At 42.9% G+C, this 21,992-nt stretch carries 23 protein-coding genes; 3 read left to right on the top strand and 20 right to left on the bottom strand.

What is annotated here, in order from left to right:
* Positions 1 to 37: 37 nt before the first annotated feature.
* Positions 38 to 1,828, bottom strand: coding sequence for a M3 family oligoendopeptidase (locus tag ACIQ0C_RS01640; RefSeq protein WP_403056326.1), 1,791 nt, complete (start codon positions 1,826 to 1,828; stop codon positions 38 to 40).
* Between the two features lie 162 nt (positions 1,829 to 1,990).
* Here ACIQ0C_RS01640 and ACIQ0C_RS01635 point away from each other — a divergent pair, with 162 nt between their 5' ends.
* Complete coding sequence (locus ACIQ0C_RS01635; RefSeq protein WP_403056323.1) at positions 1,991 to 2,293, top strand: hypothetical protein; 303 nt, start codon at positions 1,991 to 1,993, stop codon at positions 2,291 to 2,293.
* Positions 2,294 to 2,481: 188 nt separating this feature from the next.
* Here ACIQ0C_RS01635 and sigK read toward each other — a convergent pair whose 3' ends face one another.
* A complete protein-coding gene (gene sigK, locus ACIQ0C_RS01630) occupies positions 2,482 to 3,204 on the bottom strand; it encodes an RNA polymerase sporulation sigma factor SigK (protein WP_048682796.1) in 723 nt (240 codons plus the stop codon).
* Positions 3,205 to 3,394: 190 nt separating this feature from the next.
* On the opposite strand from sigK, the gene ACIQ0C_RS01625 reads away from it, so the two are divergent.
* Positions 3,395 to 3,583: a hypothetical protein gene (locus ACIQ0C_RS01625; RefSeq protein ID WP_048682791.1), complete on the top strand. Its 189-nt coding sequence runs from the start codon at positions 3,395 to 3,397 to the stop codon at positions 3,581 to 3,583.
* A 324-nt stretch (positions 3,584 to 3,907) separates the two neighbouring features.
* Here ACIQ0C_RS01625 and ACIQ0C_RS01620 read toward each other — a convergent pair whose 3' ends face one another.
* The 6 genes from ACIQ0C_RS01620 to ACIQ0C_RS01595 form a co-directional block, all read right to left on the bottom strand.
* Positions 3,908 to 4,048 carry a YrzI family small protein gene (locus tag ACIQ0C_RS01620; protein ID WP_072273247.1) on the bottom strand — a complete coding sequence of 47 codons (141 nt, stop codon included), beginning with the start codon at positions 4,046 to 4,048 and terminating at the stop codon, positions 3,908 to 3,910.
* Positions 4,049 to 4,533: 485 nt separating this feature from the next.
* Positions 4,534 to 4,800, bottom strand: coding sequence for a YrhC family protein (locus ACIQ0C_RS01615; protein ID WP_403056320.1), 267 nt, complete (start codon positions 4,798 to 4,800; stop codon positions 4,534 to 4,536).
* 113 nt (positions 4,801 to 4,913) lie between these two features.
* A complete protein-coding gene (locus ACIQ0C_RS01610) occupies positions 4,914 to 6,050 on the bottom strand; it encodes a bifunctional cystathionine gamma-lyase/homocysteine desulfhydrase (RefSeq protein WP_402835108.1) in 1,137 nt (378 codons plus the stop codon).
* 1 nt (position 6,051) lies between these two features.
* On the bottom strand, positions 6,052 to 6,975 hold the full coding sequence (locus ACIQ0C_RS01605; protein ID WP_403056317.1) for a PLP-dependent cysteine synthase family protein: 924 nt from the start codon (positions 6,973 to 6,975) through the stop codon (positions 6,052 to 6,054).
* Between the two features lie 94 nt (positions 6,976 to 7,069).
* Positions 7,070 to 7,765 (bottom strand): 5'-methylthioadenosine/S-adenosylhomocysteine nucleosidase, encoded by a 696-nt coding sequence (gene mtnN, locus ACIQ0C_RS01600; RefSeq protein ID WP_403056314.1) that lies wholly within the window; start codon positions 7,763 to 7,765, stop codon positions 7,070 to 7,072.
* Positions 7,766 to 7,781: 16 nt separating this feature from the next.
* Complete coding sequence (locus tag ACIQ0C_RS01595; RefSeq protein WP_403056311.1) at positions 7,782 to 8,420, bottom strand: class I SAM-dependent DNA methyltransferase; 639 nt, start codon at positions 8,418 to 8,420, stop codon at positions 7,782 to 7,784.
* Positions 8,421 to 8,574: 154 nt separating this feature from the next.
* Between ACIQ0C_RS01595 and ACIQ0C_RS01590 the strand changes: the two genes are divergently transcribed.
* Complete coding sequence (locus tag ACIQ0C_RS01590) at positions 8,575 to 8,787, top strand: DUF2536 family protein (RefSeq protein WP_402835113.1); 213 nt, start codon at positions 8,575 to 8,577, stop codon at positions 8,785 to 8,787.
* 67 nt (positions 8,788 to 8,854) lie between these two features.
* On the opposite strand, the gene ACIQ0C_RS01585 is transcribed toward ACIQ0C_RS01590, so the two are convergent.
* The 12 genes from ACIQ0C_RS01585 to alaS form a co-directional block, all read right to left on the bottom strand.
* On the bottom strand, positions 8,855 to 9,562 hold the full coding sequence (locus ACIQ0C_RS01585) for a YrrS family protein (protein ID WP_403056308.1): 708 nt from the start codon (positions 9,560 to 9,562) through the stop codon (positions 8,855 to 8,857).
* A gap of 87 nt (positions 9,563 to 9,649) precedes the next feature.
* Entirely contained in the window at positions 9,650 to 11,401 is a 1,752-nt protein-coding gene (locus ACIQ0C_RS01580) for a peptidoglycan D,D-transpeptidase FtsI family protein (protein ID WP_403056305.1), read from the bottom strand.
* A 125-nt stretch (positions 11,402 to 11,526) separates the two neighbouring features.
* Positions 11,527 to 12,003: a transcription elongation factor GreA gene (greA, locus tag ACIQ0C_RS01575; RefSeq protein WP_403056302.1), complete on the bottom strand. Its 477-nt coding sequence runs from the start codon at positions 12,001 to 12,003 to the stop codon at positions 11,527 to 11,529.
* A 302-nt stretch (positions 12,004 to 12,305) separates the two neighbouring features.
* On the bottom strand, positions 12,306 to 12,944 hold the full coding sequence (udk, locus tag ACIQ0C_RS01570; protein ID WP_034308619.1) for a uridine kinase: 639 nt from the start codon (positions 12,942 to 12,944) through the stop codon (positions 12,306 to 12,308).
* 1 nt (position 12,945) lies between these two features.
* Positions 12,946 to 14,217, bottom strand: a complete 1,272-nt coding sequence (locus tag ACIQ0C_RS01565; protein WP_402835118.1) for a peptidase U32 family protein — start codon at positions 14,215 to 14,217, stop codon at positions 12,946 to 12,948.
* 32 nt (positions 14,218 to 14,249) lie between these two features.
* Positions 14,250 to 15,179 carry a peptidase U32 family protein gene (locus ACIQ0C_RS01560; RefSeq protein ID WP_402835119.1) on the bottom strand — a complete coding sequence of 310 codons (930 nt, stop codon included), beginning with the start codon at positions 15,177 to 15,179 and terminating at the stop codon, positions 14,250 to 14,252.
* A complete protein-coding gene (locus ACIQ0C_RS01555; RefSeq protein WP_403056299.1) occupies positions 15,166 to 15,831 on the bottom strand; it encodes an O-methyltransferase in 666 nt (221 codons plus the stop codon). Before ACIQ0C_RS01555 ends, ACIQ0C_RS01560 begins: the two co-directional genes overlap by 14 nt.
* Before the next feature lie 257 nt (positions 15,832 to 16,088).
* A complete protein-coding gene (gene mltG / locus ACIQ0C_RS01550; protein ID WP_403056296.1) occupies positions 16,089 to 17,225 on the bottom strand; it encodes an endolytic transglycosylase MltG in 1,137 nt (378 codons plus the stop codon).
* A gap of 837 nt (positions 17,226 to 18,062) precedes the next feature.
* Positions 18,063 to 18,353 carry a DUF1292 domain-containing protein gene (locus ACIQ0C_RS01545; RefSeq protein ID WP_034308630.1) on the bottom strand — a complete coding sequence of 97 codons (291 nt, stop codon included), beginning with the start codon at positions 18,351 to 18,353 and terminating at the stop codon, positions 18,063 to 18,065.
* 11 nt (positions 18,354 to 18,364) lie between these two features.
* A complete protein-coding gene (gene ruvX, locus ACIQ0C_RS01540) occupies positions 18,365 to 18,790 on the bottom strand; it encodes a Holliday junction resolvase RuvX (protein ID WP_034308633.1) in 426 nt (141 codons plus the stop codon).
* Positions 18,790 to 19,059, bottom strand: coding sequence for an IreB family regulatory phosphoprotein (locus ACIQ0C_RS01535; RefSeq protein ID WP_034311358.1), 270 nt, complete (start codon positions 19,057 to 19,059; stop codon positions 18,790 to 18,792). The genes ruvX and ACIQ0C_RS01535 overlap by 1 nt, the downstream gene beginning before the upstream one ends.
* 66 nt (positions 19,060 to 19,125) lie before the next feature.
* Positions 19,126 to 21,762 (bottom strand): alanine--tRNA ligase, encoded by a 2,637-nt coding sequence (gene alaS, locus ACIQ0C_RS01530; RefSeq protein ID WP_403056293.1) that lies wholly within the window; start codon positions 21,760 to 21,762, stop codon positions 19,126 to 19,128.
* Positions 21,763 to 21,992: the final 230 nt, after the last annotated feature.

Below are 21,992 nucleotides of genomic sequence, written 5' to 3'. Positions count from 1 at the left end.
TCCGCTTTTTTCGTTCATATTCCAGCCTGAACCCATCTTATGCTTTTCGGACTAATGGGTCGGTCAAACGCATGAATTCTTCTACATCCTCCATACAGGCATTAACTGCTTCCTCCCAAAAATCCCGGGTCTTTAAATCGACTCCTAAATGTTTCTCCGCCAAATCCTCGACCTTCATGGAACCGGTATCCTTTAATAGGGCGATATATTTTTCTTCGAATCCTGCAGGTTCTTTCAGGGCATTCGCGTATATGCCTAATGAGAATAAGTATCCGAATGTATACGGAAAATTATAAAATGGCACTCCTGTAATATAAAAATGGAGCTTTGAAGCCCAGAACGTTGGATTATAATCACTCAAAGCATCGCCATAAGCTTCTTTTTGTGCATCGACCATCAGTTCACTCAACCGTTCGGCACTGACATATCCTTGCTTCCTATCTTCATAAAACCTTGTTTCGAATAAGTAGCGGGCATGAATATTCATCAATAATGCCACGGAACGCTGAATTTTATCTTCTAAAAGCACCAGCTTTTCTTCCTCACTGGCCGCTTCCTTCACAGCTGCATCCGCTACGACCATTTCAGCAAAAGTGGAGGCGGTTTCAGCCACATTCATTGCATATGACCGATTCAATGGATGGATATCCCTCATCGCATAAGAATGGAATGCATGTCCCAATTCATGAGCCAATGTCGATACATTGGATGGGGTGCCCGAATACGTCATGAAAATCCTTGATTGCTTATTTAATGGAAAGCCCGTGCAAAAACCGCCTGGTCTCTTACCTGGCCTGTCTTCAGCTTCAATCCAGCTGTCTTCAAAAGCCTTTTGGGTGAAGTTCGCCAATTGAGAGCCGAACTTAGAGAATTGCTGTATGATGAAATCTGCACCTTCTTGATAATCCATTACTTTGGACTCTGCTGTAACAGCGAGCGGTGCATCCAGATCCGCCCAACTTAATTTATCCATACCCAGTAATTCCGCTTTCCTTTTTAAAAACCTCACAAGCGGTTCCTTATGATCGGCAATTACATTCCACATGCTTTCGAGGGTTTCTTTTTTCATCCTCCCTATTTCAAGAGGCTCTTTCAAAATATCATCCCAGCCCCTTTTTTCATTCACACTGAGACGGAAGCCAGCCAAGTGGTTCAAAGTCCGGGCAAAAAGGTCACTTTTTTCCTCCCAAGCCTGTTCCCACGCAGTAAATAATTCTTTCCGGGCCCTTTCATCAGGATCAGAAAATTTATTCGCAGCTTGGCCCACTGAAAGCTTTTCACCCTTATAAGGGATGGTCATTGAACCGACGATCGTATCATACATTTGGCTCCAACCCTCGAAACCGTCCATGGCCAATTGGGTGATTAATGATTCTTCTTTCACGGAAAGCTTTTCCTTTGCCTTTTCCCGACGTTCATTCAATACGAATTTAATTTCGTTCAATGGTTCTTTTTCGAGGATTTTTTTAAAAAATGCATCATCAAGCTGTATCAACTTTTCATCCAGCTTGCTTAACACCATTTTTAGTGAAGCGACTATCTTCATTTGTTTGACCCGCAGCTGACCAGCCTTTTTATCCTGCGCATTTTGAGCTTCCAGGCATCCAATGAAAGCACCTGCCTGCGAAGATTTCATATTTGTATTTTTAAAAAGATCCAATGCCTGGATTAAACTGATTTCATCATTTCCTACCGGATTGAAATTGTTTACAAGTCGGTCTAATTCTTTTACCTCCTCGTTGATTTCATCTAAAAAAATCAGGAACTCCTTAGAAGAGCTTCCTCCTTTAAAAAAGATATCCAAATCCCATGTTAAAGAATATCCCATCCTGCATTGCCCCCTTTTTATCACTAATCCCATTATAGAGGTTAATTCAATATTTTTCTAATTAAAAGGAATTTTCAGTATTTTGTCGGAACATTTTTCTATATCCCAGATTAAAAGCATGTTATGATGAATATATTCTTAGGAAAGGGGTGGATGATTCATATGAAATTCTTTATTCACATGTCTGCCATCATCCTGCTCCTTTGGACACTGCCCATACAGTTCCACCATCATGCACAGCAGCTAACCATTGAAGAACATACCGATGTTCACCATTGGGATAAGGCCGATAAGAAACAGCCTTTCGTGCCTTCCTTTAGTTCCTGGCAGTCACTTATCGTTATTCTCATTTTCGAATTTTCCATCATGGGCTTTCTTTATTTTCACTCTAATCTTCGGCGACGATATCTCAGTCCGGTTTTTTTTCAGGCGAATTACGTAGCCTCACGCTCTGACATTTTATAAAAATAAAATGGAGGAGTGATTCATATGTGGTTTCGACTAATTATGATAGGGGTTTTTTCTTTAACCGCTTCACGTCTGTTCCTTTTTCAAGGAATCGAGATTTATCATGCATTTGCAGATTTGATCAGAAATAAATATTAAAAAAAGAGTGCGGGGAAATTTCCCCGCACTCTCTTTGTTTACCATTCCTATCCTTTAGCTTTCTTTTCCTTCTCTTTTTCTGCCCTGTAAAATTCATGGAACATCTTCATCAAAGCACGTTTTTCGATCCTTGATACATAACTGCGGGAAATGCCAAGCTCTTTAGCGATTTCCCTCTGGGTTTTCTCCTTTTTCAAATCCAGTCCAAACCTGCCTACAATGACTTCCTTTTCGCGTTCATCCAAAATATCAATATACTTTTTCACCTTTTCAATTTCCATATTGAGCTGAATCGTATCGATGACATCTTCCGATTCCGATTTCAGCACATCGATTAAACTGATTTCATTACCTTCCTTATCCTGACCGATCGGATCATGCAGGGAAATATCTTTCTTCGTTTTCTTTGTCGCTCGTAAATGCATCAAAATCTCATTCTCAATGCATCGCGCCGCATATGTGGCAAGCTTCGTACCCTTACCATCCGAATAACTCTCAATGGCCTTTATCAAACCAATTGTCCCGATCGAAATCAAATCCTCTGTATCTTCGCCCGTATTCTCGAATTTCTTGACGATATGGGCAACAAGCCTGAGATTATGTTCGATCAGGATGTTGCGGGCATCACCGTCCCCTTCACTCATAAGCTTCAGATATCTCTTTTCATCCTGAGATGACAAGGGCTGGGGAAAAGCGTTGTTTTTCACATAGGAAACAAATAAGTAAAATTCTTTAATAATATAACCGACAACTGTAAGTATTCCGGGCATTGGCTTCATCCCCCGTTTCTTTGGTTTCCCTATTCATACCTATGCAACAGTGGGCTTGTTCGTGTCTGTCCCACTAAAAGAAATCAAGAAAGTGTCAAATGTTCAAACCAGCCTGGATGAATTCACAAACGAACGAAGGCAAATGTTCATATAATGATAGGGAATTTTTGAGGGAAAGGGGGTTTTTACGATGGGATATAACTATGGACCATACGGATGCAGCTATGGTTATCCGGCTCCTGCGCCTTGTTATGCAGGGTCCGGTTACGGCTTTGGTTATGGCCTGTTTATTGTCCTCCTGATATTATTGCTCATTTTCGGGTTTTGGTGGTTGCCGGGATGTGGATTTGGTTATGGGGGATCAGGTCCGTGCTGCTGATTCAGGCAAAAGAAAAAAACTCGGCCCGAGTGCCGAGTTTTCCCATTTTACATATTCATTTCTAACGTTGCAGTTCCTAGTTGATCAGCGTCAAAACCATCATGTCAACAAACCTTCAATTTATCAAGTTTCCAATCGTATTTTCCGCTGTCCATATACATACAAACCATGACAATGCTGGCATTGCACCGGCACATCCGTTAGCCGGTATCCTTCTCCTGCCAATAGCAACGCTTCTCTCCTTTTACGTAAAACAAATTCAACATTTTAACCTCCACCTTTCTTAAAATTTTTTTACGAACGGGATACCTACCTCATATGTTTTTAGAAAAAAGGACGATGCTTCATCGCTTTATCTAGATGTTCTTCTCGAATCTTGTGGATTCTCTCCTGTTGCAAACATTCCTCGGCAGTCATTTTTTTCATTTTAATCGTGATTGTGAAAAAAAGCATATTCAGTGTCATAATATCACCTCCTTTAAGGGAGCGGCCCAACAAAAAGGCATAAAAAGGCCGCAGAAAGTTACGTCCTCCTGCGGGTTTTTTTAGAGAATATAAAAAGACCGCAGGATAAAACACTTCTCCCTGCGGCCGCTATGTCTGAATGATTAATAAAGCCAAATTGCTTTAGAAATATTCCGCTTGGCACAGGTCGAATGTTATGTGATTGTCAATTGAAACGGACCGGCTGATTGCGACGACTCCATGTAGATACAATATCATTTTCTTCGACCTCCTTTGGAATATTTTTTATTACTTGGTAAGTATATCCACAAATTCGATATTTGTAAACGGCTTTTGCCTATTTATTTGAAAATTTCGATCTTTTTACCCACTTTCAAGAGCTTTTATTAAATGAAGGAGGCAAGAAGTATGATGAATCTCCCCTTGATGGGCAAAACACTAGAAAAATAAAAAAACCTGATTCTTTTAAAGAATCAGGTTTGCTTCTATTGTTGTAAAGTATCCTGGTCATCCATTTCGGCCAAGATCTTCTTGTATTTTTTGGATAATGAGAAAAATACTATGGATATGCCCAGGAACATTATTGTCGCTCCCATATAGACATATGTGTCTATCATCGCTTTGTCGCCAGAGGGAAGGATGGTTCCTATATAGAAGAACGAACCCACACATAACAAAGTGATCGCAAACTGTTTAAAATCGACCATTTTCGAACGCAGCATTGACGCCGTTTGTTTTTTGCGGTTTTTCATGCCATTCCACCTTCTTTCAAGCTAATAAGATACCGATATCTCATTCTACCATATTTATTCCAAATGACAGGGTGTAAATAATGGCAGTCAGCTATGAGGCGGTCCATCCACGATTATCCTTGTAGCGCTTGTTCCAGGTCTTCCAATAAGTCTTCAACATCTTCCAGACCTACTGAAATACGAATCAACCCATCAGTTATCCCAAGTTCTGCACGACGCTCAGCCGGAATGGAAGCATGTGTCATCAAGGCCGGAATTGAAATTAAGCTCTCCACTGCCCCCAGACTTTCCGCAAGTGTAAAGAATCTCACTTTATTCAAAACGGACTCGGCCTTTTCCGCACTGCCGACATCAAATGAAACCATACCGCCGAATCCACGCGATTGTTTTTTGGCAATATCGTGATTTGGGTGGTTTTCAAGACCTGGGTAATAGATTTTCGAAACGCCTTCATGCCCGGATAGGAAACGAACGATTTGAGATGTATTTTTTTCATGTTCTTCCATCCTGATTCCCAGCGTTTTAATGCCTCGCATCAGCAGCCATGAATCCTGCGGCCCTAGCACGCCTCCTGTAGAGTTTTGGATGAAATGAAGGTCATCGCCAAGCTTTTCATCATTCACCACGACAAGACCCGCTACAACATCGCTGTGTCCCCCCAGGTACTTCGTCGCGCTATGAAGCACGATATCGGCTCCAAGTGAAAGCGGATTTTGCCAGTATGGCGTACTGAAGGTATTATCCACAATGGTGAGGATGCCGTTTTCTTTAGCTATTTTTGATACCTCTTCCAAATCGGTGATTTTCAATAATGGATTCGTCGGAGTTTCAATGAACAGTGCCTTCGTATTGTCCTTTATCTCTTTTTCGATCGAGTGAATGTCACTCGTATTGATGAACGTGGCTTCCACCCCGAAGCGGTTAAGCACTTTTGTGATGACCCGGAAAGACCCTCCATAAACGTCATCGGTCATCAATACATGATCACCATGACTGAACAGCATCATTACCGCAGTCATCGCTGCCATTCCTGATCCGAATGCGAAACCTCTTTTTCCTTCCTCGAGATCCTTGATCAATTCTTCGAGGGCATGGCGGGTTGGGTTGCCTGTGCGGGAATATTCATATCCCCGATGATTCCCCGGACCATCCTGTTTATAGGTGCTCACTTGATAAATCGGCACCGAAACCGCCCCTGTTTGTTCATCACCAAAAATGCCGCCATGGATCAATTGTGTTTTCTTTCTCATTTTACATTCCTCCCTGATAAATTTTTTTGCTTAAGTATCGTTCACTGGAATCCGGAAATATGACGACGATATTCTCCCCCCGGGAAGCCTCGGCTGCTTCTTTCATGGCCGCTGCAAATGCCGCACCGGAAGAACTGCCGACGAGAAGGCCTTCTTTAATCGCCAATTCCTTTACCATATGGAAAGCGTCACGATCGCTTATCGTATGGATTTGGTCAAAATACGTTTCATCCATATAGGCAGGTAAAAATTCCATCCCGATTCCCTCTGTTTTATGAGGTCCTGCTTTTCCGCCGTTTAAAATCGATCCTTCTGGTTCGACAATGACCGTTTTGACAGCAGCGTTCTTTTCTTTTAAATATCGCGATGTTCCCATGAATGTCCCGCCCGTCCCGGCACCGGCAACAAACACATCCACATCGCCTTCCATCTGTTCCCATATCTCAGGTCCCAGCGTTTTATAATATGCATCAGGATTGGATGGGTTGGCGAACTGCTGGGGACAATATGATCCTGGAATTTCAGCCAGCAGCTCCTTAGCCTTGGCAATTGCTCCTGTCATTCCTTCCTCTGTCGGGGTCTGGATCACATTCGCTCCAAGGGCACGCATCAATTCCTGTTTCTCGGTACTGAATTTCTCCGGAACACAAAATATCACGTCCACTCCGCTGTTTATCGCAGCCAACGCCAAGCCGATCCCGGTATTTCCGGCAGTCGGTTCGATGATCGTCCCGCCCTTTTTCACCTTCCCTGTCTGCAACGCTTTGGCTAACAGTTCTTGGCCAAGCCGATCCTTCACACTGCCTCCCGGATTGAAGTATTCCAGTTTGGCAAAGATACGGACTTCATCCGGAAGCGGGAAATGGGTGATTTCCATCATCGGCGTTTCCCCTATCAACTCATGAATGTTTTGAAAGACTTTCATATTCGGACATCCTTTCATAGTTATCCTACCAATTTAATAAGGATTATGCAATAAAGAATGATCAGCAGAAAGGCTTCCGCTGATCACTTACCTCTCATTTCATTTTTTCAACCATTTTCAAAATCAGTGACGCTGAATGAAGAGCCGCAGTTTCCAGGAATTTATCAAAGGAAATATTGGACTCCTTACCTGCGATATCCGAAAGGGAACGAATGATGACAAAAGGTGTTTTGAATTGGAAGGCTACCTGTGCAATGGCTGCCGCTTCCATTTCCACCGCGTATAAACCAGAGAATTTCCCTCTGACGAATTCAACCCTGTCAGGATCATTCATGAAAGAATCCCCCGTCACGATCAACCCTTTAGCAACTTGTATATCCTCGATTTCCTTTGCTGCTTCTTCTGCGATTGCAAAAAGCTTTTCATCAGGTGTGAAAGCTGCAGGCAGCTGAGGTACTTGACCGTATTCATATCCAAAAATCGTCACATCGACATCATGATGCCGTACTTCCGTGGATATGACCACATCCCCTACATTCAGTTCTGGATGATACCCGCCGGCAGAGCCAGTATTGATGACCGCATCCGGTTTGAATTTTTCCAACAGGATTGCAGTGGACATTGCCGCATTCACTTTACCGATACCCGATTTAAGCAAAATGACCTCGACACCATTCAGTGTGCCTGTATTGAACTCGGAACCGGCAATGGTCACCTGCTTCAAACCTTCCAATTTATCACGTAAAATCGTAACTTCTTCTTCCATTGCTCCTATTATGGCTACCTTCATTAGTAAAAACCTCTTCCTATAATTTTTCCGCCTCCATAATCCAGACAAATTGATTGCAGCGCTCGAAGTTTACTTTATATCCATTATCTTCAAGCACTTTTTCCAAAAAAGGAATCGTAGTATAATATTCCGTTTGCAAATCGCTCGCCAAATTATGAAAGCCTGCCTGCCTTGCATCTTGAATCGCTCGTTCATGCGCTTCCTTTGATTGATACATCGTATCCGCAAACACTATTTTACCATCAGTATTCAGTAACTTTCCATAGTTGACTATCGCTTTTTCTTTTTCTTCATCGGTTAAATGATGAAACGCGTACGTACTCACGATCGAATCAACCTGTTCCGGCTTCGGAAAATCAATAAAATCGCCATCTACAATTTCCGTTTTTCCGCTCAGCTTGCTTACCGCTATTTCCCTCATCGCAGGTGAAGGTTCTATTCCCGATACCTTTAGGCCTTTCTTCAAAAGCCTTTCCGTCAAATTCCCGGTACCTACCCCAAACTCCAGCACATGACCAAAAGCCCGATCGGTGACGCTGTCCAATATGCCATCATAATGTTTAAAAACCTCTTGGTACTCAATATCGTGTCCACCAACGGTATCATCATACGATATCGACCATTCTTCAAATAAATCTATAAATTCTCTGCCCATTTTTAATCACCTTTTATAATAAGATAATAAAACCTATAAGCATAGTATGAAATAAACTGAGAAACAGTTCTTGTTTTTAGGCAAATTCATTAGGTTCAGATTCTGCCAAAATGGTGTTAAACTAACAGTATCTGAATGTTGGAGGGGAACAGTCATGAGTTTTCAACTCGACTTAAACTTATTCGAAGATAAAATAGAATTTTTCGAGGCAGAAAGCATTAAGAATCTTGAAGAAAAAATTCAATCACAAATTGAAATCAATAAAGCGATCATGCTTCAGGTGGAATCCGTGTCACACCAAATGCATGTAAGTGAAGAGGGCAGACGTTTTTATAGTGCAGTCGTCCACTTTAAAGCAAAAAAATGATTACCATGAAAAACCCCCGAAAAGCGGAATTCCTTTCGGGGGTTTTTCGTTTATACATTTATGACCATTACCTTTTATCGTTTGTCTTCAGCTCTTCGACTTTTACAGGTTTCCAACCTGATCCGTCCACCCATTCAATATAAACCCGGAAGGTTTTAGGATTATCCCCTTCAGAAACGGTACCGATTGCTGTGGTGGTCGAACCGCCGTTTTGCAGCCACCATAGTTTCATGTTGCCTTCATCGATTCCAGCTCCACTTGCTATCGCTTTACTCATTTCATTCCAATCGACCGAGCCCTTTTCAAAGCTAGTAGTGTGCTCCCCGGATTGCTCCGTTCCTACTGGTTTCCAGCCCTCACTTGTATATGTAGCCGCAACGTTGCCATCGCCGCTGCCTTCCACTTCCACAAGTTCGGCATCTCCTGCTTTTTCTGGATCTGCATCATCTTCGGTCTTCTCTTCTGCATCTTCCTCTGTTGCTTTACTATCTTCTTTTTCGGCATCTTCTTCTGTTGCTTCACTATCACCTACTGCGTCTTCCTTCTCTGAATCCGTTTCTTCCTCTTTGCCAGAAGGTTTGTCCACTACTTTCCCCTTTTCTGTCTCGGCGACTTGCTTTGGTTCAGTCGTGGCTTTTTTTGATTCGGTGCCATCATCACTTAAGAAAATCGAGACTGCGACAATGACGATTAAAATGGAAACGATGGTGATTGCAATATTATATATTTTATTTACTTTTCTTTTTTGATCTCTCTGATTGAAACGTGAGCCCAAGGTCCATTCCTCCCTTACCATTTCTTACTGCCTCATTTTAACATGATTTAGCCAGAGATAGAAGGGAAGGGTTTCCTACACTTTTCGTCAATTCTCGCTCTTGTCCTGGTCCTTGGAGTACAGGACTTTTACAATATCTGAAAAAAGAGGCGTCATGCTGGAACTGTTTTCCTTCGTTTCAAAACTTACGGTAACAAGAGCATATTGGGGATCTTTATATGGAAAGTAGCCTGCAAACCATTTATTGAGCTCCCCTTTTTCGATATTGGTCTGAGCTGTTCCAGACTTGCCGGCGACCTCCACAGGCAAACCTCTCAAGGAAGCGCCCGTCCCTTTCTCTTCCGTCACGACCTTCCTAAGAAGATGCTGCATCTTCATCGTTGTATATGGAGAAAGTGTCGCGCCGCCAATACTTTGATTGGGAAAATCGACAACGGTCGTACTATTGTTAAATTCGACCTTTGAAACGGCTTTGACCTGTTCCTTCTTGCCGCCGCGGGCAATCGTTGCCATCATATTCGCGATCGCGAGCGGTGTCGTTTGGACATCCTGCTGGCCAATTGCCGTTTTGGCAATCATTTTGGGATCTTTTTTTAAATCGTCATCATGCCAGACCTTCCCTGTTTGTTCATGATGCAACTGAGTGACTTCAGTGTGATATACGTCCCCTTGCCAGCCCGTTTCACCAACCAGCCCTAACATTTTTGCATATTTATCCAAAAAGTCCGGATCCTTCTCTGCTATTTCCTGTGACAATTCGGCAAAAGTCCTATTGCAGCTTTGGGCAAAGCTATTTTCAAAATTAAGTACGCCCAGCTCCCTTTGTTTATCCGTTTTACCGTCTATCGTCAAATTACAATTAAATGTCCGGGTGGGACTAGCGGCTTCATAATCGATGGCCGCTGCTGCCGTGACCGTTTTAAAGACGGATCCCGGCGTTTTTTGAGTCAGCATCATATTGACGGCCCCTTCGCCATTCGGATCTTTTATATTAAGCGCCGGACGTGATACCATCGCAACGATTTCACTTTTTTCAATATCGATCAGTACGAGGCCGCCTTTTTTTATTCCGCGTTCATCGACGAGCTTCTCCGCTTTCTCCTGAATTTCTTTATCGATCGTCGTCATGACCTTCACCGGGTAAAGCGGATTTGCAGGTTCCACATATTTAACATCGACACCGAACATTGGTCCTCCGCTGGCGTCCACGTGAAAAACGAGCTTCGATTCCCCAGTGGAAAGCAAGAACTCATCGAAGGTCCTTTGCAGTCCTGTATTGCCTATTTTCGTCTCAGGAGATAAATTCATGTCCGGATAACGTTTTTTCTTTTCCGCATCTGATATGTTCGTCGTCCCGATCAATTGCGCTGCAGGCGTTTGATCATGATATAATTTCTCATTCACGGCAAAGACCCCGGGAATCTTCAATTCATTGATTGCCTTCGATTGGCTGGACGTCAGCTCTATCGGTTCATCACCGCCAAATACGAAAGGTTCATCCGCTTCTTCTATCGCACGTTTTAACTCCGCTTCCGATTTCCCTATTATCGAGGCCACTTCATCTATGGGCCATGTCATTTTCTTTAAAAATGGAAATAGGACGAGCGTCGGGATTTCTTCATGTGCAAGCGCTTCTCCATTTCTGTCATAAAACTTTCCGCGTCCATCATCAATCTTTAATATCTGTGAACGCTGATTCACGCTTGCTTCTAACAGGTTCACATCATGCTTTGAAAAAGATTCTGTCGATACAAGTTGGATGTAGGCAAGCCTGCCTATGAGCATCAGCATAAAAGTGGTCAAAAAAAGAGCCAGCAACCTCATTCGTTTCTTTTTCATAAAATACACCTCGGTAACCATTGTTGACGAGGTGCGAATTTTTAAACAATTATGAACAAATTTAACGCGGCACTTTTCCGCTAAAAAAGAGGATGCCCCCAAGGACATCCTCTTTTGCATTTTATTTAGTCGATGGAAACAATCTTGACACTCATTTCGCCGCCAGGAGTCATGATCGATACCTTGTCGCCGACCCGTTTCCCTATCAGGCTTTTCGCGATCGGGGAATCATTGGAGATTTTCCCTTCGAATGGGTCCGCTTCAACGCTTCCTACGATGGAATATGTTTCTTCGTCACCATCTGGAAGTTCCACGAATGTTACCGATTTTCCAAGTGAAACTGTATCTGTATCCGAATCATTGCCTTCAATGATTTTTGCATTACGGATCATGTTTTCGATTGTTGTAATACGTCCTTCAACGAAAGCCTGCTCTTCTTTTGCGGAATCGTACTCTGAGTTCTCGGAAAGGTCCCCAAAACTGCGGGCGATTTTGATTCTTTCCACCACTTCTTTACGTTTAACCGTTTTTAATTGTTCCAGTTCCTGTTCAAGCTTTAACTTACCTTCATTAGTCATTGGATATTCTTTTTCAATTGCCAAAACCCTTCACTCCTTCAAATTCTTTACAGCAAGCATTCGCTGTGACAAGTTTATGTACTATATAGTGCTTAACCCTAAATCGAGTCAAAATATATAATTGCGCGACTAAAAAGTCGCGCTTCGATACTAAGAAACAATCCGTTCCTTAGTATATAAACCGACTGCGGTGAGCAGCCGGTTCGTTCTGTATCAAGAATAGAGTATTGCGTTTTCCAACATTTGTCCAGTCTTTCCCAATAAATAAATGGGATTATTTTAATAAACGGAGGAAAATGGCACCTATCATTATTTATGCTATGTTATTACAAAAAAGACTTTTGTTCAAGGATTGTTTGTATTTTTGTCACCATAAGGTCAATCGCCACATGGTTCTGACCGCCTTCTGGAATGATGATGTCAGCATAACGCTTCGTCGGTTCTATGAACTGATTATGCATCGGACGGACGACACTGATGTATTGTTCGATGACGGAATCTATGGAACGGCCGCGTTCTTTAATATCACGGGTCATCCGGCGAAGGATCCGCAGGTCTGCGTCCGTATCAACATATAGCTTCATATCCATCAGGTCTCGGAGGCGCTCATCCTCCAGTACAAGAATCCCTTCAAGGATGATGACATCCTGGGGCTCAACTGTGATGACTTCTTCCGAACGTGTATGGATCGAATAATCATAAACGGGTTTTTCTATCGTTTCATAGCGCAGCAATGCGTTAATGTGATCGATTAGCAAATCATTATCAAATGCAAGCGGATGATCATAGTTCGTTTTCAAGCGCTCTTCAAAAGGCAGATGACTTTGATCTTTATAGTAATAATCTTGTTCGATCATCAAGATGGAATGTCCTTGAAAGAATTCAAAAATGGAACGGGTAACACTTGTTTTACCTGATCCCGACCCTCCGGTAACTCCGATGACCACTGGTTTCTTTCTTGTCATGTCAATTCTCCTTCCGCATCATATTGTTCACATAAACTCTATTATCTACTTGAATGCGGACAATTTGAAGCGGATGGCGGGCTGCCTCCAGCTCCTTACCTGACTCATCCCAGATCGTACCGATTTTTTGAGTGAAGTTTTCGATTTCCGGTCCAAAAAACTCCACTTCATCCCCAGGCTTGAAGAAGTTGCGTTGCTGCATGGTAACGATTTTAGTTTCCTCGTCGTAATCAAGCACCAATCCTGCGAAGTCGAAGCGAGTCTTTACGGTATGATTCCCGAACATTTGCTGTTTATACCCAGGAATTTCCCCTTCCATGAACGATGATGCCGTCTCACGGTTCGCACACTTATCAAGCTCTTCCAGCCATTCTTGTTTAATCTTGAAATTGTCCGGATCGGCACAATACGCATCAATCACTTTACGATAGACGCTGACAACCGTTGCGATATAGTGAATGGACTTCATTCTTCCTTCGACTTTCAAGCTGTCTATCCCAATTTCAATCATGCCCGGCAGTGATTCAATCAGCTTCAAGTCCTTTGGACTCATTGCGAATGGAGCATCTTCCTTATCGAATAAAGCCTTTTCCCCGTCTTGACCCAACTCATATAAATCATAATCCCAACGGCAAGACTGGCAGCAGCCGCCGCGGTTCGAATCACGCGCCGTCATATGGTTCGAAAGGGTGCAGCGTCCAGAATAGGCAATGCACATGGCCCCATGAACGAAAGCCTCGATTTCGATATCGACCTTCTCTTTCATTTCACGGATTTCATCAGCACTCGTCTCACGTGCCAAAACAACACGCTCCAAGCCTTCCTCTTTCCAATACTGAACAGCCTTCCAGTTCGATAGCGATTGCTGTGTGCTTAAATGGATCTCGACGTTCGGAGCGACCCTTTTACAAGTTTCGATGATTAATGGATCGGCGACGATGATACCATGAACCCCAGCCTCCTGAAGACCTTCCAGGTATTCATCCAGTCCATCGATATTTTCATTATGTGCGAAGATATTCGTGGTTACATATACTTTGGCACCATACTTACTAGCGAATTCGACGCCTTCCTTCATTTCCTCAAACGTGAAGTTGCCGGCATTCGAACGAAGACCATATTCCTGACCGCCAATGAACACGGCATCCGCGCCGTAATGGACGGCAATTTTTAATTTTTCCAGGTTGCCGGCCGGAGCCAGCAATTCCGGTTTTTTTACAATGACTCTCTTTCCATCAACGATCTTGGAAATTTTATCAGCAATAGCATTCAAGGCTATTCCTCCTCTTTCTCTTACCCTTTTCTTTAATAAACCGATTCTTTAAAGAAGAACCCGGTATCCAACTCACGGTTATCCGGCTGAACCGCTTTGACTTTTTCAAAAAGTTCCGATTTGATATCATCATAGCGGTCAGGGTCTTCAGCACATACGTCAATCGCTTCCCGATATAACTTTGTCATTTCAATGACATATTCCGGTGTTTGTAATAACCCTTCGATTTTCAGTGAATCAATTTCCGCTTCAATCAATTCCTGAAGTTCATCAATCATGCACATATCATTCGGACTCATGATATGTGTACCATTTTCATCTTCATAAATCGGGTATTTATTTTCACGTTCTTTATCATGCAAGAACATATTTCTATGTTCCTTCCGATTTTCCACTTCCAATGCCTTGCCTTGGTATTCAAAGTAATTACCTAGGAGCGTACGCTTTGATTGGAACATGCATGTCATGCCATGCACTTGCACTTCAATCTCCACTTCGGCATTTTCCTTCATTTCCACTATCTCGTCCAGACTTATCTCACGGGCAGCAACGGCACGGACAGCACCGCGTTTTCCCCAGTAATTACATGTGTACCAGTTCGTTACCGTCATCTCTGTATTCCAGTGCAGGGGCATATCAGGTGCGACGGCACGGACAGCCATCAAGACTGCGGGATCACCGAAAATGATCCGGTCGGCACCAGCCTGCTTAAGGAATGTAACATACCCTTCAAGCTCGTCCACTTTTTCATTATGAAAAATGGCGTTCATGGATACGTACACTTTCTTGCCCGCAGCATGTGCAAGCTCAATTGCCTTCTCTACATCTTCACGATTGAACTCCCCTGCCAGCCTTAGCGCATAACGTTGTTCGCCAATCACGAAGGCGTCAGCGCCAGCCTCGATGAGTTCTGTTATATGATCGACACTTGTCGGAGTCACGAGTAATTCAGGCTTTTTCATTTTTGTCACCTCTATGTTTACTAATGGCCACACCATCACCAATCGGCAAAATTACTGTATCGAAATTGGGATGGTCATGTAACCAGATGTTAAAGTCCCTGATTTTTTTGATAAGAGCTCGCTTTCTTCTCGTCATTTCCATTTCTTCAATGTTTTCGGCAACCAAGCCTTTGAATAAAACATTGTCAGTAATGATAATGCCAGCACCAGCAAGGAATGGTTCAAACAGTTCAAAGAATCGCTTGTACTGCCCTTTAGCTGCATCAACGAAGATGATATCAAACGGGCCATGTTCCATCACTTTCGGTCCCGCTTCAAGGGCATCCCCTTCAATGAGGGTGATCCTTTCCGACAGTCCCGCTTTCTTGAAGTTAGCCCTTGCCTGCTCAATTCGGGCTTCATTCCGTTCAAGTGTGACGATTCGAGCTTCCGGAAGGGTCTCAGCCATCCTTATGGCCGAATAGCCAATTGCCGAACCTACTTCCAATATCACCTTTGGCTGATGAAGCCTTAAAATCTGAAGCAGCACCTCAATTCCTTCAGGCTCCATGATCGGCACATTATTTTCCATCGCAAAATCTTCCAACTCCTTAACCAAACCCGTACGCTCCGGAATTAAGGAATGAAGATATTGTTCTATTTTTCCGTTCAAAACGTTTCCTCCATTTATAAGGAAAACAAAAGCGCTTGGTCAGTAACATGAAAAAATCGATTGAACAATTTCTTCACAAGGAGCTGAAACAAGTATGCTTGACGATCTACATTTCCTTATCTTTCAAAATAAAACCCGGCATTCGCCGAGTTACGTCACCGATAAGAATCGGATCAAAAATTCACTTGTACTATTCTATCATAAAAACAAGGGGAAAGTAATATCTCTCCCCCCTCAGTCTCATTGCATTTTTTTATTTATTTATTGGAAATATGCTCTGCCTTTTTGTTATTGTGGTCATCCAAGGTCTTGGAGTAAAGGACTTCCCCTTCAGGTGTTGCCAAAAAGTACAGGTAATCCGTTTTCTCAGGTTTCAGTACCGCATCGATCGATGTCGTTCCGGCATTTGCAATCGGCCCTGGCGGCAGCCCCTTGTTCTTATACGTATTATAAGGGGATTTCACCTCAAGGTCTTTGTAATACACCCTGCTCTTATGTGAACCCTTCGCATACAAAACGGTCGGATCCGTTTGAAGCGGCATATCTTCTTCAATACGATTGTAAAAGACGGAAGCTATTTTTCCGCGATCGACCTGTGCCGTCGCCTCTTCTTCGACAAGAGAAGCGAAGGTCAGCATCTCGTGTACGGAATAATCGTTCTTGTCCATTTGGCTCTCGTAAGCCTGCAATGTCTCTTCGGTTTTCTTCAGCATCTCGATGACGATCGATTCCAGGGTCGGCTTTTCCTCGTAAAAGTCATACGTAGCTGGGAAAAGGTACCCTTCAAGTGGATATAAAACCTTTTCATTTTCAATTTCCGAGGTCAAGAGCTGCGGAAACTTCTCTTGCATGGAGTTAACGAACTTCTTATCATTCAATTTCTTAAAGACCTTTTTCGGATCTTCACCCGTTTTCACTGCGATGATATCGGCAATTTGAGTAAGCTGTTTTCCTTCAGGAATCGTGATCTTCATTGCAGCTTCCTTCATGAGTTTTCCGGTTTTGATGCTTGTGACGATATCTTCAATCGGCATGGAAGGTGATAATTTATACTCCCCTGCCTGAAAACCGGATTCATTGCGGAATTTAATATAATATTTGAATACGCGTGCGTCCTTGATTATTCCCTGCTCTTCAAGCAGTGTGGAAATTCCGTTAACGGAAGAACCGATTGGGATTTTCACTTTCTTGATGGTGTCATCATCCGGATCGACTGGTTTCATGGCTGAGTTGATATATAAAAAGCCCACAAGACCAACTATTCCAATTAGTAAAATAAGCGAAGCTATCGTAATCATGATGATTTTACGAACCAGCTTGGCTTCTCCTTGCTGTTCTAACAATTTCATTCGGATATGTTCCTTTTTAGATAAATTTTTATCTTTTTCATCCATGTTCATTCCCCCTGCAAACTCACACCAACTACAGAATGGTTTCTAGATGATGCTTTCTCTAATTAATCTTTGCTTCGAACATTATACTAAAATCAACAAATAATTACATGTTTTTTGCAAAACTACATTCATCAATACTCTATTTATGGCAAAAATGCACTAGTTTTGTCAATATACAGGTATTATTTAATAGGAAAATAGTGATAACTTTGTCTACATTTTTTTTGAGGGTATGTTGATTTCCACTTCAGGCACTCGCTTTCCGCGGGCGTTCCGCCCTCGGCTTACGCCTGCGGGGTCTCCCCTAGACGCGCTTTTCCCGCAGGAGTCTCGCACAACCGTTCCAATCAACTTTGTTTTAATTATTTACTCAACTTAAAAATTTGTTTCCTTCATGTGTTAGGCATTTCAGGCAATGACAGGAATATTCATGTAGGAATGGTATTATTAATTTAAGATGAAGAAAGGTGTGGAGGAGTTGGATCATTCTTATTTTGTAGGTTGGGGGACATTGGCACTCATAAACGCTGGACTTGCTCAAGGTAAAAATAGAACGGCGCTGAATTGGTTCTTGCTATCATTATTTTTGGGCCCGTTCGCTACTTTTATGCTTTTATTCGTAAAGAAAAGATAAGGGGTTACTGGTACATAAATGAAAAACCGGCCATTATGTCTACAATTTGGTTTGTATAATTTGAACGTTGATTTCCTTTCCAGGCACTCGCTTTCCGCGAAGGAGTCTCGCTCACCCGCTCCAATCAACTTTGTTTTAAAATTTCAGATTGAGCCTCTTTTCAAAAAAAAACCGACCTAATAGGGGCCGGTTTTTTTCTGATCTTATTCTTCTTCCGCTTCTTCTTGGTCAAGGAATGTATTTAACATTTCTTCGACAAGATCCCACTCTTCTTCTGTTTCGATCGGTGTAAGTTCGCCATCTTTATTATCTTCGCTCGGTACGAATGATGAAGCGTGGATTTCAATTTCTTCCTCTTCATCTTCTGCAGACATTGGATAGTAAAGTACATAAGATTTGTTGAATTTATCTGAGTCGAATGTGAAAAGGATTTCGCATAGCTGCTCGTTTCCGTTTTCATCTACTACTGTAATGTTGTTTTCGCCGTGTTCCATTTGTATTCACCTCATATTGAATTTGTTTGTCTGTCCAAGAATCCTTGCAGAATCATGACAGCTGCCATTTTATCAATGACTTTCTTGCGTTTGCTTCGGCTCACGTCCGCCTCAAGAAGGACACGTTCAGCCGCCATAGTTGTCAACCGTTCATCCCAGAGAAACACCGGCAGCTTGAATTTATTTTCTAATCGTTTAGCGAAATCTTGGCTGATCTCGCCTCGCGGTCCAACAGTCCCATTCATGTTTTTAGGTAAACCGAGGACAATTTTAGAAACATCATGCTCTTTTATAATTTCATTGAGGCGTTTAAAGCCGAAGTCATTTCCAGCTTCGTTAATTTTGATCGTTTCCAATCCTTGTGCAGTCCAACCCATCGCGTCGCTCAGGGCAACGCCGATGGTTTTTGAACCTAAATCAAGTCCCATTGTGCGCATTAGTATTCCTCTCGATGGTTCTTAAGATACGACTTAACCAATTCTTCGATGATTTCATCGCGTTCAAGCTTACGAATAATGTTTCGAGCATCCATATGGCGCGGGATGTAGGCCGGGTCACCAGATAATAGATAACCGACAATCTGGTTTATCGGGTTATAACCTTTTTCCTGAAGTGCAACATAAACTTGAGACAATACTTCTTGTACATCTCTTTCGAATGGTTCTTCGGGAAAATTAAATTTCATCGTTTTATCAAAGGAACTCATTAACATGCACCTCTCCTCAGCGTCCAGAATCCACTATTACCTACATTGTACAACACTTTCCATTGATTATGAAATCGATAAGACCCATTCTTCAACAAAATTAAGTGCTGCATCCAATTTTTCAGGGTCTTTTCCGCCTGCTTGGGCCATATCTGGACGTCCGCCACCGCCACCGCCGCAACGGGAAGCAACTTCTTTGACCAATTTACCAGCATGGAAACCGCGGTCGATGTAATCCTTGGTCACCCCGGCAATCAAATTGACTTTATCGCCTTGAGCCGAACCTAATACGATAATGACAGAATCGAGCTTTTGTTTCAAATCATCCGCCATGGCACGCAGATTATTCATGTCGGTAGCTTGAACCTTTGCCACCAATACTTGAACCCCATTTACGTCTTTTACGTTAGAAACAAGGCTGCTTGCTTCAATATTACTTAATTTTGCAGTAAGGCTTTCATTCTCGCGATGAAGATCCTTCACTTCAGCCAGTACCGTTTCAATTCTTGAAGGTACGTCTTTCAAGTTCGTTTTCAATTTAGCAGCCGCGTCTTTCAAGACACCGATTTGATCAGTCATCAATTTGTACGCCCCGGCACCCGTTACCGCTTCTATACGGCGAGTCCCTGCACCGATGCCGCTTTCGGAAACGATTTTGAACAAGCCGATCACCGCTGTATTCGGGACGTGGACACCGCCGCAAAGCTCAAGACTGTAATCGCCTATTTGAACGACACGTACAATCTTGCCGTATTTTTCGCCGAACAAGGCCATTGCGCCCATAGCCTTCGCTTCTTCGATGTTTTTATAATCCGTATTCACTTGTAAGCTTTGCCAAATCTTTTCATTTACAATCGTTTCGATTTTTTCAATCTCTTCCGCCGTTATCTGGCCAAAATGAGAGAAATCGAAGCGAAGGCGCTCAGCCTGTACGAGTGAACCAGCCTGGTTGACATGTGTACCAAGCACATCTTTCAACGCCTGATGCAGAAGATGCGTCGCTGTATGGTTTTTCGTGATGTGGATGCGATTTTCTTGATTTACCGAAGCAACGATATTGGAATCTGCTGTTAACGTGCCTGCAGTAACTGTTACACGGTGCAGATTCTGGCCATTAGGAGCTTTTTGGACATCAAGGACATCTACCTTCACCGATTCACTGGCCATCGTTCCTATATCGGCTATTTGTCCGCCGCTTTCCGCGTAGAAAGGAGTCCTGTCCAGTATCACTTGAACTTCCTCTCCTTCTTGTGCCTCCGTTACAAGCTCGCCATTTTGTATGATGGCTGCAACTTTGGCTTCGACAGCAACTTGATCATATCCGACAAATTCACTTTCAACTTTAATATCGCCCAATACCCCGCCTTGGATTTGCATGGAATCAACATCTTGACGCGCTGAACGGGCACGTTCACGCTGTGCATCCATCTCTTTTTCAAATCCAGCTTGATCGACCGTCATGCCTTCTTCCTCTGCATATTCTTCCGTTAACTCAATCGGGAAACCATATGTGTCATATAAACGGAATGCATCGCTGCCTGGAATGGTCGTATTGCCTTTTTCCTTTTCCTTTTTAATGACTTCAGAAAGGATGGACAGTCCATCATTTAGCGTTTCATGGAAACGTTCCTCTTCATTTTTGATTACTTTTGCAATGAACTCCTTATTCTTGAGGACTTCAGGATAGAAGTCTTTCATGATTTCACCGACGACCGTCACAAGCTCGAACATGAATGGTCGATTGATGTTGATTTGCTTAGCATATCGAACCGCTCTGCGGAGTAAACGGCGCAATACATAACCGCGGCCTTCGTTTGATGGAAGAGCCCCGTCACCTACTGCAAAGGCTACCGTACGAATATGGTCGGCAATGACCTTGAATGCAACATCTTTTTCTGAATCAACACCATATTTCACATCGGATATCTCTTCGACTGCGCGGATGATTGGCATGAATAAATCCGTATCATAGTTCGTCGCCACATCTTGAACGACGGAAGCCATACGTTCAAGGCCCATCCCTGTATCGATATTTTTCTTTGGAAGCGGTGTGTAAGAACCGTCCGGATTATGGTTGAATTGAGAAAACACAAGATTCCATACTTCCAGATGACGTTCATTTTCCCCGCCTGGATATAGTTCCGGATCATTCGGATCATCGCCATATGCTGGTCCGCGGTCATAGAAAATCTCCGTATTCGGGCCGCTTGGACCTTCGCCGATATCCCAGAAATTTTCTTCCAGGCGAATGATCCTTTCAGCAGGAACACCGATTTTCTTATTCCAAAGTTCGAACGCTTCATCATCTTCAGGATGGATCGTCACAGCCAATTTAACTTTGTCGAACCCAATCCATTTTTCATCGGTCAAAAATTCCCATGCCCATGTGATGGCTTCTTCTTTGAAATATTCACCAATGGAGAAATTACCGAGCATTTCGAAAAACGTATGATGACGTGCCGTTTTCCCCACGTTTTCAATATCGTTTGTACGGATTGCCTTTTGAGCATTCGTAATCCTTGGATTTTCAGGAATCACCCGTCCATCAAAATATTTCTTTAACGTCGCCACCCCGGAATTGATCCATAGCAATGATGGATCTTCATGAGGGACCAGTGACGCACTTGGTTCGATGTTATGGCCTTTTTCACTAAAAAAATCTAAATACATTTGGCGGATTTGAGCACCAGTTAAATACTTCATATATATATCCTCCTTTTAAAAAATTATGTAATTTTGAGCACACAAAAAACCCCCATCCCAAAAACAGGGACGAGAGTTGACTCGCGGTACCACCCTGATTATGGACGCAGGAATTCATCCCAGGCCCATCACCTTCATAAAAGCCTTAACGCGGCATGACGGCAGGTATTAGCTGCTCTCAGGACTAGCTTTCTGCTGCTCTTCACCTGGCAGTCCCTTTCAGCCTGGGG

Origin of the sequence: Peribacillus sp. NPDC096448 (assembly GCF_044762675.1) — a bacterium.
GTDB classification, from domain to species: domain Bacteria; phylum Bacillota; class Bacilli; order Bacillales; family DSM-1321; genus Peribacillus; species Peribacillus frigoritolerans_B.
Note: the sequence above shows the minus strand (reverse complement) of the source record. Positions and strands in the feature narration are given on the sequence as shown.

Excerpts from the sequence above, each read along its gene's own strand:
- alaS (WP_403056293.1), bottom strand. The coding sequence starts at position 21,762 with ATGAAGTATTTAACTGGTGCTCAAATCCGCCAAATGTATTTAGATTTT.
- mtnN (WP_403056314.1), bottom strand. The coding sequence starts at position 7,765 with ATGAAGGTAGCCATAATAGGAGCAATGGAAGAAGAAGTTACGATTTTA.
- ACIQ0C_RS01545 (WP_034308630.1), bottom strand. The coding sequence starts at position 18,353 with ATGGAACACGGCGAAAACAACATTACAGTAGTAGATGAAAACGGAAAC.
- ACIQ0C_RS01620 (WP_072273247.1), bottom strand. The coding sequence starts at position 4,048 with ATGACACTGAATATGCTTTTTTTCACAATCACGATTAAAATGAAAAAA.
- ACIQ0C_RS01640 (WP_403056326.1), bottom strand. The coding sequence starts at position 1,828 with ATGGGATATTCTTTAACATGGGATTTGGATATCTTTTTTAAAGGAGGA.
- ACIQ0C_RS01605 (WP_403056317.1), bottom strand. The coding sequence starts at position 6,975 with ATGAAAGTCTTTCAAAACATTCATGAGTTGATAGGGGAAACGCCGATG.
- udk (WP_034308619.1), bottom strand. The coding sequence starts at position 12,944 with ATGACAAGAAAGAAACCAGTGGTCATCGGAGTTACCGGAGGGTCGGGA.
- ACIQ0C_RS01560 (WP_402835119.1), bottom strand. The coding sequence starts at position 15,179 with ATGAAAAAGCCTGAATTACTCGTGACTCCGACAAGTGTCGATCATATA.
- ACIQ0C_RS01595 (WP_403056311.1), bottom strand. The coding sequence starts at position 8,420 with ATGGGCAGAGAATTTATAGATTTATTTGAAGAATGGTCGATATCGTAT.
- ACIQ0C_RS01535 (WP_034311358.1), bottom strand. The coding sequence starts at position 19,059 with ATGAGTTCCTTTGATAAAACGATGAAATTTAATTTTCCCGAAGAACCA.
- ACIQ0C_RS01610 (WP_402835108.1), bottom strand. The coding sequence starts at position 6,050 with ATGAGAAAGAAAACACAATTGATCCATGGCGGCATTTTTGGTGATGAA.
- ACIQ0C_RS01615 (WP_403056320.1), bottom strand. The coding sequence starts at position 4,800 with ATGAAAAACCGCAAAAAACAAACGGCGTCAATGCTGCGTTCGAAAATG.
- ACIQ0C_RS01635 (WP_403056323.1), top strand. The coding sequence starts at position 1,991 with ATGAAATTCTTTATTCACATGTCTGCCATCATCCTGCTCCTTTGGACA.
- mltG (WP_403056296.1), bottom strand. The coding sequence starts at position 17,225 with ATGGATGAAAAAGATAAAAATTTATCTAAAAAGGAACATATCCGAATG.
- ACIQ0C_RS01625 (WP_048682791.1), top strand. The coding sequence starts at position 3,395 with ATGGGATATAACTATGGACCATACGGATGCAGCTATGGTTATCCGGCT.
- ACIQ0C_RS01590 (WP_402835113.1), top strand. The coding sequence starts at position 8,575 with ATGAGTTTTCAACTCGACTTAAACTTATTCGAAGATAAAATAGAATTT.
- ACIQ0C_RS01580 (WP_403056305.1), bottom strand. The coding sequence starts at position 11,401 with ATGAAAAAGAAACGAATGAGGTTGCTGGCTCTTTTTTTGACCACTTTT.
- ruvX (WP_034308633.1), bottom strand. The coding sequence starts at position 18,790 with ATGCGCACAATGGGACTTGATTTAGGTTCAAAAACCATCGGCGTTGCC.
- sigK (WP_048682796.1), bottom strand. The coding sequence starts at position 3,204 with ATGCCCGGAATACTTACAGTTGTCGGTTATATTATTAAAGAATTTTAC.